At 71.9% G+C, this 15,689-nt stretch carries 14 protein-coding genes; 2 read left to right on the plus strand and 12 right to left on the minus strand.

The features are described from left to right. The 6 genes from PKE44_RS06265 to PKE44_RS06290 all read right to left on the minus strand — a co-directional run. A partial coding sequence (locus PKE44_RS06265) for a SulP family inorganic anion transporter (protein ID WP_324549155.1) occupies window positions 1-1,709 on the minus strand: 1,709 nt, incomplete at its 3' end. Beyond that, window positions 1,706-2,599, minus strand: coding sequence for an MBL fold metallo-hydrolase (locus PKE44_RS06270; protein WP_324549157.1), 894 nt, complete (start codon window positions 2,597-2,599; stop codon window positions 1,706-1,708). The genes PKE44_RS06270 and PKE44_RS06265, both read right to left, overlap by 4 nt. 167 nt (window positions 2,600-2,766) lie before the next feature. Continuing rightward, window positions 2,767-3,408 carry a 7-carboxy-7-deazaguanine synthase gene (gene queE, locus PKE44_RS06275; RefSeq protein ID WP_324549159.1) on the minus strand — a complete coding sequence of 214 codons (642 nt, stop codon included), beginning with the start codon at window positions 3,406-3,408 and terminating at the stop codon, window positions 2,767-2,769. A 13-nt stretch (window positions 3,409-3,421) separates the two neighbouring features. Beyond that, window positions 3,422-4,531, minus strand: a complete 1,110-nt coding sequence (locus tag PKE44_RS06280) for a 6-carboxytetrahydropterin synthase (protein ID WP_324549161.1) — start codon at window positions 4,529-4,531, stop codon at window positions 3,422-3,424. Further along, window positions 4,528-5,247, minus strand: a complete 720-nt coding sequence (queC, locus tag PKE44_RS06285; protein WP_324549163.1) for a 7-cyano-7-deazaguanine synthase QueC — start codon at window positions 5,245-5,247, stop codon at window positions 4,528-4,530. Before queC ends, PKE44_RS06280 begins: the two co-directional genes overlap by 4 nt. 159 nt (window positions 5,248-5,406) lie before the next feature. Then, window positions 5,407-5,988, minus strand: coding sequence for a hypothetical protein (locus PKE44_RS06290; RefSeq protein WP_324549165.1), 582 nt, complete (start codon window positions 5,986-5,988; stop codon window positions 5,407-5,409). A 297-nt stretch (window positions 5,989-6,285) separates the two neighbouring features. Between PKE44_RS06290 and PKE44_RS06295 the strand changes: the two genes are divergently transcribed. Further along, the gene (locus PKE44_RS06295) at window positions 6,286-7,101 is read left to right on the plus strand and encodes a hypothetical protein (RefSeq protein WP_324549166.1); all 816 of its coding nucleotides are present in this window, start codon (window positions 6,286-6,288) and stop codon (window positions 7,099-7,101) included. Here the strand turns inward: PKE44_RS06295 and PKE44_RS06300 are convergent. The 5 genes from PKE44_RS06300 to PKE44_RS06320 form a co-directional block, all read right to left on the minus strand. Continuing rightward, window positions 7,014-7,829, minus strand: coding sequence for an endonuclease/exonuclease/phosphatase family protein (locus tag PKE44_RS06300; RefSeq protein WP_324549168.1), 816 nt, complete (start codon window positions 7,827-7,829; stop codon window positions 7,014-7,016). The genes PKE44_RS06295 and PKE44_RS06300 overlap by 88 nt on opposite strands. A gap of 86 nt (window positions 7,830-7,915) precedes the next feature. Continuing rightward, window positions 7,916-8,584, minus strand: coding sequence for a thiol:disulfide interchange protein DsbA/DsbL (locus PKE44_RS06305; RefSeq protein ID WP_324549170.1), 669 nt, complete (start codon window positions 8,582-8,584; stop codon window positions 7,916-7,918). Window positions 8,585-8,634: 50 nt separating this feature from the next. Then, the gene (gene ccsB / locus PKE44_RS06310) at window positions 8,635-9,954 is read right to left on the minus strand and encodes a c-type cytochrome biogenesis protein CcsB (RefSeq protein WP_324549180.1); all 1,320 of its coding nucleotides are present in this window, start codon (window positions 9,952-9,954) and stop codon (window positions 8,635-8,637) included. A 31-nt stretch (window positions 9,955-9,985) separates the two neighbouring features. Next, window positions 9,986-12,025 carry a cytochrome c biogenesis protein ResB gene (locus tag PKE44_RS06315; protein WP_324549172.1) on the minus strand — a complete coding sequence of 680 codons (2,040 nt, stop codon included), beginning with the start codon at window positions 12,023-12,025 and terminating at the stop codon, window positions 9,986-9,988. Between the two features lie 128 nt (window positions 12,026-12,153). Beyond that, window positions 12,154-12,762, minus strand: a complete 609-nt coding sequence (locus PKE44_RS06320) for a c-type cytochrome (RefSeq protein WP_324549174.1) — start codon at window positions 12,760-12,762, stop codon at window positions 12,154-12,156. Between the two features lie 217 nt (window positions 12,763-12,979). Here PKE44_RS06320 and yihA point away from each other — a divergent pair, with 217 nt between their 5' ends. Continuing rightward, window positions 12,980-13,594 carry a ribosome biogenesis GTP-binding protein YihA/YsxC gene (gene yihA, locus PKE44_RS06325; RefSeq protein ID WP_324549176.1) on the plus strand — a complete coding sequence of 205 codons (615 nt, stop codon included), beginning with the start codon at window positions 12,980-12,982 and terminating at the stop codon, window positions 13,592-13,594. A 69-nt stretch (window positions 13,595-13,663) separates the two neighbouring features. Here yihA and PKE44_RS06330 read toward each other — a convergent pair. Continuing rightward, window positions 13,664-15,689 (minus strand): EAL domain-containing protein (locus tag PKE44_RS06330; protein ID WP_324549178.1); only part of this gene is annotated, 2,026 nt, incomplete at its 5' end.

The following is a 15,689-nucleotide window of genomic DNA, read 5'->3' on the forward strand; positions in this document are numbered from 1 at the left end:
TCCAGCGCCTGCATCGCCTGATGCTGGCTCAGGAACACCTGCCCCGACAGGCGCTGCGGCAGGCCGGCGGCGGCGAGGCGGTCCATGACCGGGCCCTTGACCTCGGAAAGATGCAGGCGCAGGCCGCCGGCGCGCAGGCGGGCGTCGATGCGTTCGAGGCTTTCGAAGGCGCTGGCGTCGATGGCGTTGACGCCCGGGCACATCAGCACCACGTCGGTGAGTTCCGGCCGGCCGGCGACGAGCTGCGCGACCGTGTCCTCCAGCCACGCGGCATTGCAGAAGCGCAGGCTCTCGTCGACGCGCACGGTCAGCACCCGCTGGCTTCCGGCGACCGGGTGGCGCAGCACGTTGCGGTAGTGCTCGGTGCCGGGCACGCGGCCGACGATCGCGTAATGCGGACGGCTCGCCTGCAGCAGGAAGGCGCCGATCGACACCGCGAGACCGGCGAGCAGACCCAGCTCGACGCCGAGCAGCAGCACGCCGGCCCCGGTCGCGGCCAGGGCCGCCGCATCGGCACGCGAATAGCGCCACAGCCGCAGCAGCCCCGGCGGGTCGACGAGCTTCAGGATCGGCACGACGATGGTCGCGGCCAGCACCGCCTGCGGCAGCGCGCCGAGCAGCGGCGTGGCCCACAGCAGCGCCGGCACGAGCGCCACGGCGCTCAGCACGCCGGCCAGCGGCGAACGGGCACCGGCCGCCGCCGCGATCACGGTGCGCGACAGCCCGCCCGAAACCGGATACGCACCGCTGAAGGCCGCGGCCAGATTCGCGAGCCCGAGGCCGCGCAGTTCCTGCGCCGGATCGATGCGCTCGCGCCGCGGCGCGGCGAAGGTCTGCGCCATCGCCATCGATTCGACGAAACCGATCACCGCGATCAGCAGCGCCGGCCACGCGATCGCGCGCCAGACGGCCGGATCGGCCGGCGGCAGCGTCAGGCCGGGCAGACCGGGCGGGATGTCGCCGACCGTGCGCAGCGCGTGTTCGAGCCCGAAACCGCGCACCAGCCCGATCGCGAGCAGCACGACGAACACCGGCGCCAGCCGCGCGAGCAGCCGGGCCGTCGGGCCGGCGAGGCCGAGTCGCTGCAGCAAGGGGGCGAGCCCGCGTCCGGCGAGCACCAGCAGCGCGATCGCGCCGGCGCCGAAGGCGAGCGCGAGCGGATTCACCTGGTCGAGACGGGTCAGCAGACCCGGCAGCAGCACCGGCAGCGTCGCCCCGTCGACGGCGATGCCGAGCAGGTGTCTGGCCTGGCCAACCGCGATCAGCAGCGCCGAGGCGCTCATCAGGCCGGCGATCACCGGATGACTCAGGAAGTGCGCGAGCGCGCCGAGCCCGAGCAGTGCGAAGCCGAGCGAGAACAGCCCGACCGCGAGCGCGAGCGCGAGCGCGACCGCCTGCGGCTCGGCGCCGGTCGCGGCAACCACCGGCCCGACCGCGGCGGCCGTCATCAGCGACACGACGGCGACCGGCCCGACCGCGAGCACGCGGCTCGCGCCGCAGAGCGCGTAGGCGAGCGGTGCCAGCAGGCCGGCATACAGCCCGGTCTGCGGCGGCAGGGCGGCGAGCTGCGCGTAGGCCAGCGCCTGCGGCACCAGCAGGATCGCGACCACAAGGCCGGCGATCGCATCGGCCACCAGCCCCGCCGCGCCTTCGGCCCGGCTGACGGCGAGCCACGGCAGCCAGAATCCGGTCCGCCGCCCGGGGTTCACGGCTGCGGATCGTCGGCTGCGTCCGGGGCGCCGAGCACGTTCAGCGGAATCTTCAGGTACTGCACGCCGTCGGCTTCGGCCGGCGGCAGCGCACCGGCGCGCATGTTGACCTGCAGCGCCGGCAGCATCAGGCGCGGCAGCGGCATGCCGGCATCGCGGGCGAGGCGCCGGGCGACGAACTCGTCCTCGCCGATGCCGTCGTGGATGTCGATGTTGGCGGCGCGCTGTGCGGCGACGCTCGCGTATGCCGAGCGTTCCCGGCCCTCGGGCGGATAGTCGTGGCAGAAGTACAGGACCGTGTCCGGCGGCAGGTCGAGGATGCGGCGCACCGAGCGGTACAGCGCCCGCGCCGAGCCGCCGGGGAAGTCGCAGCGCGCGGTGCCGACATCGGGCATGAAGATCAGGTCGCCGACGAACACGGCCGTGCCGACCCGGTAGGCGACGCAGGCCGGCGTGTGGCCGGGACCGTGCAGGACCTCGATCTCCAGCGAGCCGAGCCGGAAGCGTTCACCGTCCGTGAACAGCCGGTCGAACTGCGATCCGTCGCTGCGGAAATCGGCCCCGGCGCCGTAGAGCCGCGCGAAGCGCTGCTGCACCTCGCACACGTGCTCGCCGATCGCCAGCCGCCCGCCGAGCGTGCGCCGCAGATGGTCGCCGGCCGACAGGTGATCGGCGTGCACGTGGGTTTCGAGGATCCACTCGACCGTCAGCCCGCGTTCGCGCACGCGCGCCGCGATGCGCCCGGCGCTGGCCGTGCCGGTGCGCCCCGAGCGGTAGTCGTAGTCGAGCACCGGATCGAGGATCGCGCAGCAGCCTTCGGGCGCGATCAGCAGGTGCGACCAGGTTTCGGTGAACGGCTCGAAGAAGCTTTCGACCTCGGGCACAGACATGGCGGCATCCGGCAGGGGGAGGACGTGAATATATTCAAATAATCGAATATACGCAAAGTCAGCACCGCCGGCTGCCGCGGGGCCGGCCGGCATTCTTCGCCGCAAGGGACAGCCGGCCGCGCCCGCGGGATCGGGCAGTCAGGGACTCGCCGGTGCGAGCGGCCGCGCTACGGAATGCCGATCAGCTTGTGCGTCTGCAGGCTCAGCCGCCATTGCGGGTGGCGCTGGCAGTAGTCGATGCAGGCGGCGAGCGCGCCGGCGCGCTCCGGGCCGTCGAGCGGCTGCACGAAGAAGTGCCGGAAGGCGAGTGCCGCGAAGCGCTCGGGCTGTGCCTCGATCTCCACCTGCGGGTAGACGAGCTTCAGCTCGTCGCCGGCCGTCAGCACCAGCGGCGCGCCGGCCTTGGGGCTCACGCAGATCCAGTCGAGGCCGGCCGGGGCCGGCTGCGTGCCGTTGGTCTCGACCGCGACCTCGAAGCCGCGCGCGTGCAGCGCGTCGATCAGCGGCGCGTCGAGCTGCAGCAGCGGTTCGCCGCCGGTGCAGACCACGTAGGGCCGTCCGCCCGCGCCCTGCGGCCAGCGCGCGGCGACGGCCTGCGCGAGGGCTTCGGCGTCCGCGAAGCGCCCGCCACCCTCGCCGTCGGTGCCGAGGAAGTCGGTGTCGCAGAAGCGGCAGACGGCGCGCGCGCGGTCGGCCTCGCGCCCGCTCCACAGATTGCAGCCGGCGAAGCGGCAGAACACCGCCGCGCGGCCGGTCTGCGCGCCCTCGCCCTGCAGCGTGTAGAACAGTTCCTTGACCGTGTAGGCCATCGTGCGTGCCCGCTCAGCCCGGCAGCGCCGGGGCGAGCGCGCCCCAGCAGAGCGCCACGCCGTTGCCGGGCGTCTCGTAGAGATCGATGCGATCGAGTTCCGGCAAGGCCCCGGCGGCCTCGGCGCGGATCCACGCGGCGAGCGCGGCGGTATCGCCATCGGCGAGCCCCGGCAGTGCGTCGAGCCGCTGGTGATCGAGCCGGTCATAGACCGGCGCGAACCGCGCCTTCACGTCGCCGAAGTCGACGGTCCAGCCGAGCACCTCGTCGAGCGGTGCGTCGACGTGCAGGCGGATCGCGTAGCTGTGGCCGTGCAGGCCGGCGCGGCGGTCCTCCACCGGCGCGTGCGACAGCCGGGTGGCGGCCTCGAAGCGCTGTTCCTTCCAGATGCGGAAGTGCTCGCCGTCGTACTGGCAGCCGGCGGTGACGGTCTCGAAGACCGTCACCCACGACAGCTCCGGCTGCCGCGGTTTCAGCCGCTGCCAGATCCAGCGCGCCAGCACCTCGCTGGTCGGGCAGTCGAGGCCGGGCAGATCGTTCAGGCAGGCGTGGTCGAGCTTGGCACCGAGCGGTGCCCACAGCACGGCGAGGCCGTCCTGGTCGATGCCCATGTCGGCGCTGCCGAGATCCTGGTTGGCGTGCAGCACGACCTCGAAACCGTGGCCGTGCAGCCGCCCGCACGGATGGCCGGGCGGCACCTTCGGCAGCCAGTGCGCGGCCTCGAAGCGGAAGCGCCGCCAGACGTGCGCGCGGCCGTCGGCATCGAGATCGACGCCGGCATCCGGCGTCGAGCGGATGCCGAGCGATTCCAGCCCCGGCACCCCGGCCCCGGCCAGCGCCTTGCGCAGCCAGCGCGCCAGGTTCTCGTCGGTCGGCACGGGCAGATGATCGTTCAGGTACGCGTAGTCGAGCGGTGCGACCGCCGCGCCCAGGCATTCGCGCAGCGTGCCGAGGCCGGCACCGGCAAAGCCCGCCCAGTCCGCCGGCAGTCGCGCGCGCACGCGCGCGGCATAGCTGTGGCCGTGCAGGCGGCTCGCCGGATGCGTGGCCGGCAGCGTCGGGATGCGGCAGGCGGCCTCGAACGGCGCGCTCGCGAGCGTGTAGCAGACGGCCGGGCTGCTCATGCGTGCCGGTCGGTGCCGGCGCCGCGCAGGCGCTCGATCAGCGGATCGGCGATGCCGGCCTCGGCGAAGCCCTGCGCGCGCAGCCGGCAGGCCGGGCACTCGCCGCAGGGCGGCTGCACGCCGTTGTAGCAGGTGTGGCTCCACGCCAGCGCCGGCAGCGCGCCGAGCGCCTGCGCCATATGCACGGTCTCGGCCTTGCTCTTGAACATCAGCGGCGTGTGGATCGTGATCTCCGCCTCCATGCCGAGACGGATCGCCTGCTGCAGCGCCTCGATGGTCGCGAGCCGGCAGTCCGGATAACCGGAGTAGTCGGTCTGCGCGACGCCGGTCACGAGTTCGGTGATGCCGCGCCGGTAGGCGTGTGCCGCGGCGAAGCTCAGGAAGATCAGGTTGCGCCCGGGCACGAAGGTGTTTGGCAGCCGGTTGGCTTCCAGCCCGGCGCGCACCGGGATCGCCTTCTCGGTCAGCGCGCTGCCGCCGAGGGCACCGAAGGTGTTGATCGGCAGCACGACGTGCGGCACGTCGGCGAGCGCGGCGATGCGCGCCGCGCAGTCGAGTTCGATGCGGTGGCGCTGGCCGTAGTCGAAGCTCAGCGCCTCGACCCGGCCGGCTCCGAAGCGATCGAGCGCCCAGTACAGGCAGGTGGTCGAATCCTGGCCACCGGAGAGCACGACCAGCGCGCGCGGCGCGGTATCGGGAGCGGGATCCTGGGACATCGGCGGACTCGATCGGGGGAAAGACCGGCTGGATACCCCGATTGCCGGCAGCGTTCAAGTCCGCATCGCCCGGGTGCCGGCCCGGTGGCCGCTCCCTGGCACTGTGTGCGTCCGTTCAGCCCGGCGTCCCTGCCGGATGCAGGGTGGCAGCCTCGCCCGTCACTTGCGCGCGGGGGCACTGACCTCGATCGCCACGCCCTGGCGGTAGGTCAGCTCGACCAGATCGCCCACCTTGACGCCGTCGAGCCGGCGCGGCTCGCGCACGGCGATGTCGACCTGGCGCCCGCGCGGCCCCTGCAGCGTCACCATGCTGCGATCGGCGGCGATCGCGACGATCTTCGCGACGATGTTGACCTCCTGCACCGCGACCCCGGCCGGCTTCTCGCCGGCCGGTGCGCCCTGCACGTACTCGCCGGCGCTGGCCGTCGGCGCGGCCGTGCCCTTCGGGTGGACCTGCAGCAGCACCGATTCGACGTAGCGCACCTCGACGGTGTCACCACGGCGGATCTGCGCGAAGTTACGCACTTCCGGGGAAACGGCCAGCTCGATGCGGCGGCCGTCCTGCAGCTTCAGCGTCAGCTGCCGCTGCTTCTGGTCGACGCGCTCGACGCGCGCACTGGCGCTGGTGGCGTTGATCGCCACGACTTCCGGCTGCGGCGGCTCGGGGGTGGCGGCACAGCCGGCCAGCGCCACGGCGCAGATCAGGGCACAGCCCATCGTGATCGGCCTTGCGATCTTCATCGGTTCGGAACTCCATCGGATACGGGAATGCGCGCCGGCACATGCCGGGCGTCGAGCGGGACCGCGGCCACCGCGCCGGCGGCAGATCCCGGCGGTCTGCGGACGGCGCGGGTCCGGCGCAGCAACAACGGTGCGCCGTGTGTTTCACGGCCGGCGCAGCATAGCCGACGCACTGCCTGCGTGCCGGCCCGCACCTCGTGCGCACCCACGCCGGCAGCGTCCGTGTGCATCCATCTTCGGCAGGCCCGCGCATCCCGGGTGGCGGCAATCCCCCTGCCCGCCGCCGGAGCCCGGATCATGCGCCTGCCCGTCCCTGTCCCCGTCCTGCGTCGTGGTCTTGCCCTGCTGCTGCTGGCCGCCGCTGCGCCGCCGTCCCCGGCCGCCGAAGCGGTCGAAACCTTCACCGGCATCGCCCGGCTGGCCGATGGCAGCGTGTATTACGTCGAGCGTCATCGGGTCGAATGGCGCGGAGAACGGCCGGTCACCAGCTTCACCCGCTACAGCGATGCCGCCGGCCAGTCCTTCGGCGAGATGGATTCGCGCTTTCCGGCGCCGACCCCGGCGCCATACACGCCGGCGTATCGCTTCGAGGACCGCCGGCTCGGGCGCAGCGATCAGCTGCAGATCCACGGCGACCGGGCCGAGACCCGCGCCATCGCCGGTGACGGCAGTCCGGAGAAAAGCGGCAACTATGCGCTTGCGCCGGATCTGGTCAGCGGCCAGGGCCTGCACTTCCTGCTGCGCGCGCGGCTCGCGGCCTTCGTCGACGATCCGGGCTTCGAGCTGCATGCGCGGCTGCTGATACCGCTCGATGCGGCGATCTACCCGCTGCGCGTGCGCCGGCTCGCGCTCGACGACGGGCGGCTGACGCTGCGCATCGACATCGATCACTGGCTGTACCGGCTGTTCGCGCCCCACATGGACATCGCCTACGACGTGCGCAGCCGTCGCCTGCTCTGGTACGAGGGACCGACGCACATCCTCGATGCACTGCGCGCGGTGCGCACGGTGCGCATCGACTACCGCTACGGCAGCGAGGCCGCCGCGGCCGGCGCGATCCCGGACCACCACGCCGCGGCCGGCAGCACGACCTCCATCGCGATCGGCAGGTGATCCGAATAGGTGTGGCGCAGCACCTCGACGCGTTCGACGCGGATCGACTCCGACACCAGGATGTGGTCGAGCTGGCGGTTCGGCGCCCAGCTCGGGAAGGTCGGCAGGTGCAGCGCCTCGGGCTCGGCCAGCGAGGTGCGCGCCAGCAGATGGGCAATTTCCGGGCTGCCGGCGTGACAGTTCAGGTCGCCCATGACGATGGCGTGGCGGGCATCGGCGATCAGTTCGGCCAAAAAGCCGAGCTGCTGCATGCGCCCGCGCCGGCCGAGCGCGAGGTGGATGATGAACAGGTGCAGCGCCTCGGGGCCGTCGCCGTAGCGCACGCACAGCACGCCGCGGCCCTTGATCAGGCCGGGGAGCTTGCGGTCCTCGATCGCGCTCGGGCGGTGGCGCGACAGCACGGCGTTGGCGTGATGCGAGATCATGCCGATGCGCCGGTTCGACTGGTCGTGAACGAACGGGAAGCCGCCGCGCGCGGCCAGATACGCGGCCTGATCGACGAAGCCGCTGCGCAGGCTGCCGGGGTCGACCTCCTGCAGGCCGACGATGTCGTAGCCGGCGGCGAGATCGGCGATGGCGTCGAGGTTGACCATCCGTGACGGCACCGGCAGCACGTGGCGCCAGCTGTGCGTGACGTAATCCGAATACCGGCGCGTGCTCAGGCCGGACTGGATGTTGTAGCTGAGCAGCCGCAGGCGCTGCAGTGCGGGCTCGGTGGCTCGCTCCATGACATGGCTCCCGGCGATGCCGGGCGGCGCCGCCACCGGCGCCGCGCAGCGCGACCCGCTCAGTTATGGCTCATGCGGCTCATCAACTAGCTGCCGCTCTTGCCGCTTTCCTTGCGCACGAGGAAGTTCACGACGTCCATCACCCGCGCCGGCGATCCGGCCATGGCGATGTCGGTGACGTACTTGCCGGCGACGATGACGGCCGGCACGCCGGTGACGCGGTACTGCACGACGAGCTGCTTGGACTTGCGCAGCCGCGTCTCGACATCGAACGAATGCAGCGCCTTGCGGTAGGCCTCGGCGTCGATGCCGAGGCCGCCGGCGAAGCTGACCAGCGCGTTCTCGTCGGTGATCAGCGCCAGCTTGCGGTCCTTGTGGATCGCATCGAACAGCGGCTGGTGCAGCTTGTCCTCGACATCGAGCGACAGCGCCGCGTAGTAGGCGCGGGCGCCGAGTTCCCAGTTCGGCGCGAGCGCCGCCGGCACGCGCACGAACACGGCCTCCTCGGGCCTCGCCTTCAGCCATTCCTGGATCGCCGGCTCCAGCCGGTAGCAGTGCGGGCAGCCGAACCAGAACAGCTCGACGACCTCGACCTTGCCGGGCTGTTCGGCCGTCGACGTGGCGACCGGCGTCTTCAGCACCGTGTACTCGGTGCCTTCCTTGAAGGCCGGGGCCTCGTCGGCGGAAGCGGTGGCCGGCAGCAGCGCGCAGGCGAAGGCCAGCAGCACGGCGGGGATCAGCGGAAACTTCGGCATGCGGACGATTCCTTCGGTACGGGGGGAAGACGGTTCGGCGCCGGGCGCGCTCACAGCGTGCCGTAGGAATGCAGGCCCGACAGCCACATGTTGACGCCGAGGAACGCGAACGCGGTCACGAACAGGCCGATGATCGCCCACCACGCCATCGGCGGGCCGCGCAGGCCCTTGGTCAGGCGCAGGTGCAGCCAGGCGGCGTAGTTCAGCCAGACGATCAGCGCCCAGGTTTCCTTCGGATCCCAGGACCAGTAGCCGCCCCAGGCCTCGGCCGCCCACAGCGCGCCGAGGATGGTCGCGACCGTGAACGCCGCGAAGCCGAGCGCGATCGACTTGTAGAGGATGTTGTCGACCACGGCCGGTGCCGGCAGCCGGTCGGCCATGCGCCCCTGACCGGCGACCACCCAGACCAGCAGCCCGGCCGTGACCGGCAGCAGCGCCCAGGCGCGCAGCACCTTCGCGGCCTCCTCGTGCGTGAAGGTCCAGCCGACCATCGCCGCGCCGGTGGCGACGAGCAGCGCGCCCGCCGGCCACAGCACGCGGCGCAGCGCCGGTGCGGCCTGCTGCGGCTGCGCGAGCAGATAGACGACGCCGAGCATCGCCGCCAGCGAGAAGGCGCCGTAGCCGATGAAGTTGGCCGGCACGTGGATCTTCATCCAGTAGCTCTGCAGCGCCGGCACCAGCGGCTGGATGTGCTGGGCCTCGCGATCGAAGGTGTACCAGAGCAGGAAGCCGACCGCGGCCGAGATCACCAGCAGCACGAAGGCCCCCATCGCCCGGGTGCGCGTGCGGCCCTCGTAATAGAGGTACAGCAGCGCCGTGATCACCGAGAACAGGATGAAGACTTCGTAGAGGTTGCTGACCGGGATGTGGCCGATGTCGGCGCCCATCAGGTAGGACTCGCGCCAGCGCACCATCAGCCCGGCCAGCCCCATGACGCTCGCCGTCCAGGTCAGCGCGCTGGCGGTGCGTCCGACGAAGTCGGAGCGCGACACCAGCGCCGCCGCGTAGGTGAGCGTCGCCAGCACGTACAGCGCGCTCATCCACATGAACGCCTGCTGGCTCGCGAGCAGGTACTTCAGGAAGAAGTCGGTCTGCGCGGCCCCGAGGCTGTCGCCGTAGCGGCCGATCGCGAACAGCGACAGCGCCGCGACCGCGGCCGAGTACGCGCGCGCCGGCCGCCAGTGCCAGCCCCACGCGATCAGCGCCAGCGCCGAGCCGGCGAGGATCGCGAGTTCGTAGCCGTCCATGACCGCGCCGTAGGTCCAGCCGGCCCAGCCGGCGCCGGTCAGCACCAGCGCGATCCAGATCCATTCCGCCGTGGCCGGCCGGCGCGGGGCGCTTTCCGGGCCATTGCCGAGCACGTCGAGCATGCGCTCGCGGGTCACCGCCATGATCGTCACCTCAGGCTGGAGGATTCGGGGGGAGCGTCGCGGCGCCGGTCTGCACGGCGACCGCGGCTTCGAGCCGTTCGAACTCCTGTACGAAGGCTTCCTGATGGCGGTTGCCGCTGCCGGCGAGGATCAGCCGGGTGCCGCCATCCTCGGGCGCGAGCCAGACCCAGACGCGCCGGTGCGAGGTGTAGAACATCACGAACACGCCGGCCGTCAGCAGCGCGAAGCCGAGGTAAACCACATTCTGGCCACCGGCTTTCGTGATCTGCAAGCCGGAAGCCTGCACCTGTTCGAAGCCATCGAGCTGCAGCCAGAACGGCGCCCCGTAGTTCGGGATCGCCGACAGCGCGTTCAGCGCATCGTTGAAGAACTGCTCGTCCGCGGGGCCGGGCTCGGCATCGGCGGCCAGACCCTCGCCGCGCAGCAGCTCGACGTACAGCTCGCCGAGGCTCATGCGCAGCACTTCGAGGAAGAAGCGCGTCGCCTCCTCGGCGCGTTCGGCCGGCACGCGCTGGCGGGTCTGCTCGATGACGCCGTCGATGCCCTGCTTCAGGAACAGATCGACGAGGCGCAGGCGCACCGCCGCCAGTTCGGCCGCCGACATGCCAGGCGCCGTCGTGCCGGCGCGCGCGAGCACGGCCTGCACGCGGGCGCGGTCGTGCAGCAGCGCGGTGAAGCGCAGGAAGCGCCCCGGCGTGCCCTGCGCATCGGCCGGGATGTGCAGGTAGCTGAACTCCTCGGACGGCGTGCCGCGCACGCCGGACAGGAAGAACGAGCGCCCGTCGAGGCGGAACGGCTGCATGAAGTTCTGGAACTCCAGCGCCTGACCGGCGGCGTTGCGCAGCCGGTACGTGAAGTTCGGCCCGAAGTTGCGCACCTTGCGCCCCGGCTCGCCGACCGCGTCGCTCGCGGCCTGCTGCTCGGAGGCCGGCACCGGCAGGATGTTGTAGAGCCGGAAGTCGTCGAGTTCGAGCGTCAGCGGCCCCTGCGGCGTGTCGAGCGAGAGCTTCTCGCCGATGCGGCCTTCGAGCTTCGGCGGCGCGGCACTCTGGCCGAGCAGCGGCTGCGCGGTCATGCGCATCAGCGAGCCGCCGTCGCCGAAGTCGGACTGGTAGATCGCGTAGCCGCGGTAGACCAGCGGGTGGTTGACCTTGATCGTCGAGGCGAGCGGTGTCTTCAGCCGGTCGGCATCGTGGATCAGCACGTCGCTCTCGAAGTTCTTCGGCTGGCCGGTCGGATAGAACTCGACGCGGAACTGCTTCAGCTCGATCGCAAACGGCAGCTCCTGCACGAAGAAGCCGTCGCGCAGGCGCAGGAACACGAAGTTCGCCGAGCTGTCCTCGGGCAGGCGCACGTTGCCGCGAAACGACAGGCTGTCGCCGGGCGCGAGGCGGCTCTCCGGCGGCACGTCGCGCGCGACCACGTCGCGGGTTTCGAGCTTCACCTCGCCGCGCCATTCCTTCCATTTCAGCGGCAGGTTGCCGTCGAGCAGGCCGCCGACGCAGATCACGACGATCGCCAGATGCGTGAACAGGTAGCCGAAGCGGTTGAGGCTGCCGCGCAGCGCCGCGAGCACGGTGTGGCCGTCCTCGTGCGTGCTGCTGCGCACGCGATAGCCCTGGGCGCGCAACGCGCCAGCCGCCTGCGCGGCGACCGTCGCCGGATCGGCGGCGAGCGTCCATTCGGCGTGGCTGTGGAAGGCGCGCAGCGACTTCGCCTGCACCGTCAGCCGGAAGTGGTTGATCTCGGCGAGCATGCCCGGCACGTGCCGCCACAGGCAGACGCCGGTCGACAGCACCAGGAAGCCGAGGATCGCCAGAAACCACGGTGCACCGTAGACATCGTACAGGCCGAGCTTGCGGAACACCTCGAACCAGAACGGTCCGAACTTGATCACGTAGTTCGTGTACGGCTCGTTCTGCTTCAGTACCGTGCCGATCACCGAAGCCACCGCGACCACCACCAGCAGCGTGATCGCGAGGTTCATCGAGCCGAGGAATTCGGACAGCAGCGCCGGACGGGCGGCGCGGGCGGAACGGACGGCAGTCATCGGGCGCTCGATGCGGGCGGTCCGTCACCGGACCGGGAGAAAAGCGAAAGGGTGGCGCCGGGCCACCCTTGTTGCACGTATCGCACGTAACTGCGTCGGCGGACTCCCGGCAGGCGGGAGAGCCGGGCTTACTGCAGGCCCTGCAGGTACGAGGCGATGGCCTTGATCTCGGCGTCGCTCATGCGCGCCGCAACGCCGCGCATCATCTGGCCCGGATCGTTGGCGCGGGCCATCGAGCGGAAGGCGAGCAGCTGGACCTCGGTGTACTTGGCGTGCTGGCCGGCCAGCGCCGGGAACTTCGCACCTTCGTTGCCCTTGCCGCTGACGCCGTGGCAGGCGGAGCAGGCCGAGACGCCGGTGTCGAGGTTGCCGCCGCGGAACAGCGCCTCGCCGGCCTTCACCAGCGCCGGATCCGCCTCGCCCTTGCCCGGAGTCTGGCTGGCGAAGTAGGCCGCGAGGTTCTGCATGTCCTCGTCGCTCAGCGCGGCAACCATGCCCTGCATGGTCGGGTTGACACGCGCGCCGGACTTGAACTCGGCCAGCTGCTTGTACAGGTAGCCGGCATTCTGGCCCGCGAGCTTCGGAAAGTCCGCGCTCGCGCTGTTGCCGTCAGCACCGTGGCAGGCACCGCACATCGCGGACTTCGCCTGACCGGCAGCGGCGTCGCCCGCGGCCAGGGCCAGCGGGGCCGAGCCGATGAGGGCGCTCGCAGCGGCAATCAAGAACAGCTTCTTCATGTTGAAACGACTCCTGTACGATGCGGGATTCGGTGTTCTGAAACCCGGCGGCCCGCCCCTGGAAACAGGCTTCGCGCCGGGCTCTCTCCCCTCCCCCGGCGGGCACGCAAGGGGCGAAAACAGCCGCGCTATATACCAGTTCCGGCAGGGTCATTCAATCGCAAGCCCCGTCACAGCGGTGCTTTGCCGGTCGATCGCCGCCGGCGGATTCCGGACCATGAACGAGCGTTACCGCAGTGCGCACTTCCTCAAGAGCGCCAATGAACTGCACCAGCTGCCGCCCGACGAGGGCATCGAGGTGGCGCTGGCCGGGCGTTCCAACGCCGGCAAGTCGAGCGCGCTGAACACGCTGACCGGCCAGTCGCGGCTCGCGCGCGTCAGCAAGACGCCCGGGCGCACGCAGCTGATCAACCTGTTCGAGCTCGATGCCGGGCGCCGGCTGGTCGATCTGCCCGGCTACGGCTACGCGCAGGTGCCCGAGGCCGTGAAGCGCCACTGGCAGGCGGTGCTCGCGCGCTATCTGGAGCAGCGCCAGGCGCTGGCCGGGCTGCTGCTGGTCATGGACGTGCGCCACCCGTTCAACCCGCTCGACCGGCAGATGCTCGACTGGACTTGCCACCGCGGCCTTGCGACGCACGTGCTGCTGACGAAGTCCGACAAGCTCTCGCGCGGGGCCGCAGCCTCGACGCTCGCGCAGGTGCGCCGTGAGCTCGCCGCGCAGTACCCGAACGCCGGCGCGCAGCTGTTCTCGTCGCTCGATCGCAGCGGCCTCGATGCCGCGCACGCCCGGCTCGACGCCTGGTTCGGCTTCGGCGACCCGGCCGGGAGCTGAAAGCCGGGCGCGGGCTGCGCCAGCCTCCGGCCCTCCTTCGCCCTGCCCTGCGCGGGCTGCGGCCCGGCCTCAGCCGCGCGCCTTCAGCCAGGCCTCGAAGCGCCCGGCGTCCATCGGCCGCGCCAGCAGGCCGCCCTGGTATTCCTCGCAGCCGGCGGCCTTCAGCACGTCGAGCTGGCCACGCTGTTCGACGCCCTCGGCCAGCGTGCCAAGCCCGAGTTCGCGGGCGATCGCGACGCTGGCGCGCACGATCGCGTGCGTGGCCGGCGCGCTGGCGTTCAGCGCGCGCACGAAGCGCGGCGGCAGCGTCACGCGCGCCAGCGGCAGGCGCACCAGGCAGTCGAGGTTGGCGCGGCCGATGCCGAAGCCATCGAGCGCGAGGCGCACGCCGATCGCATCGAGCCGGCGCGCCAGCGCGTCGATCTCGACCGGCTGCGCGGCCAGCAGGCGTTCGTCGATCTGCAGCTCCAGATGCTTCGGCGCCAGGGCGCTCGCGTCGAGCGCCTGCTGCACGCGCGGCGCCAGCGCCGGCAGCCGGTAGCGCTGCGCCGGCAGCGACACCGCCACCGTCGTGACCGGCAGGCCGGCCTGCAGCCAGGCTGCGCTCTGGCGGCAGGTGGCATCGAGCAGCCAGTCGAGCAGCTCCGGCACCAGTCCGAGCTCCTCGGCTGCGCCGAGGAAGGCCGCCGGGCGCAGCGTGCCGAGCTGCGGATGGCGCCAGCGCAGCAGCGCCTCCAGCCCGGTCACGGCGCCGTCGGCGAGCCGCGCGCGCGGCTGGCAGAACAGCACGAACTCGTCGCGCGCCAGCGCATGGCGCAGCTCCCCGGCCAGCCGCAGCCGCGTGCCGGCCTGCCGGTTCAGGCGCGGCGCGTAGTGGCGGTAACCGTTGCGCCCCTGCGACTTGGCCTCGTACATCGCCAGGTCGGCGTGCTTCATCAGCGTCGCCGCATCCTGACCGTCGTCCGGATACAGGCTGATGCCGATGCTCGGCGTCACCTGCAGCTCGTGGCCGCCGATGCGCATCGGCTCGCAGACGCTGGCGAGGATGCGCTCGGCCACCTGGGCCGCCGCCTGCGGGTCCTCGATGCCGTTCAGCAGCACGACGAACTCGTCGCCGCCGAGGCGCGCGACCGTGTCCTGTTCGCGCACGCAGACCGGCAGGCGCCGGGCCAGGCTGCGCAGCAGCTCGTCGCCGTAGCCGTGGCCGAGCGTGTCGTTGATGGTCTTGAAGCGGTCGAGATCGAGAAACAGCAGCGCGATGCGTGCCCCGGGCGCGGTCTGGCCGGCCAGGTGCGCGGCGATCGCGCGCTCCAGACGCTCCCCGAACAGCGCGCGGTTCGGCAGCCCGGTCAGCGCGTCGTGATGCGCGAGGTGGCGCGCGCGCGCCTCGGCCTGACGGCGCTCCTCGATCTCGACGTGCAGGTCCTGCACCGCGCGGTTCAGCGCCTGCGTGCGCGCCGCGACCCGCGCTTCGAGCTCGCGGTGCACCTCGGCGAGCGCGAGTTCGGCGGCATGGCGCTCGCTTGCATCGAGCACGATCCAGATGGTGCCGCGCCCGGGATCGGCCGGATCGAGCGCCGCGCCGCCGAGCTCGCACCAGAGCGGCGTGCCGTCGCGGCGCACCAGCATCGCCTCGGCGCGATAACCGCCGCCGGCGGCCAGCAGCGGCGCCGATTCGCGCCCAAGCGCCGCCCAGGCCGCATCGCTCGGAAACCACAGCCGGCTCGACACGCCGGTCAGGTCCTCGGGCCGGTAGCCGAGCAGGTCGGCGAAGCGACGGTTGCAGCGCACGACGCGCCGCTCGCGCAGGAACACGATGCCGGCGAGCGCGTTGTCGATCAGCGTGCGCTGCTCGTCGAGCGCCTGCGCCAGCCGCTCGGCGGCGGCGCGGCGCTCGGCGATGTCCTCGACGAAGCAGATCGTGCCGCCGGCGAGCGCGCTGGCGCTCAGCGTGCACCAGAAGTGGCTGCCGTCGGCACGGCGCAGCCGCAGCTCGGCGTGGTATTCGCCGCCGTTCGCCAGCGCCAGACCGAGTTCGTGCGCGAGCCGGCGGCGCTCGCCGGGATCGGCGAGCAGCGCGGCCGCCGGCCGGCCG

It is taken from the genome of Plasticicumulans sp., from assembly GCF_035331805.1.
Classification (GTDB): domain Bacteria; phylum Pseudomonadota; class Gammaproteobacteria; order Competibacterales; family Competibacteraceae; genus Plasticicumulans.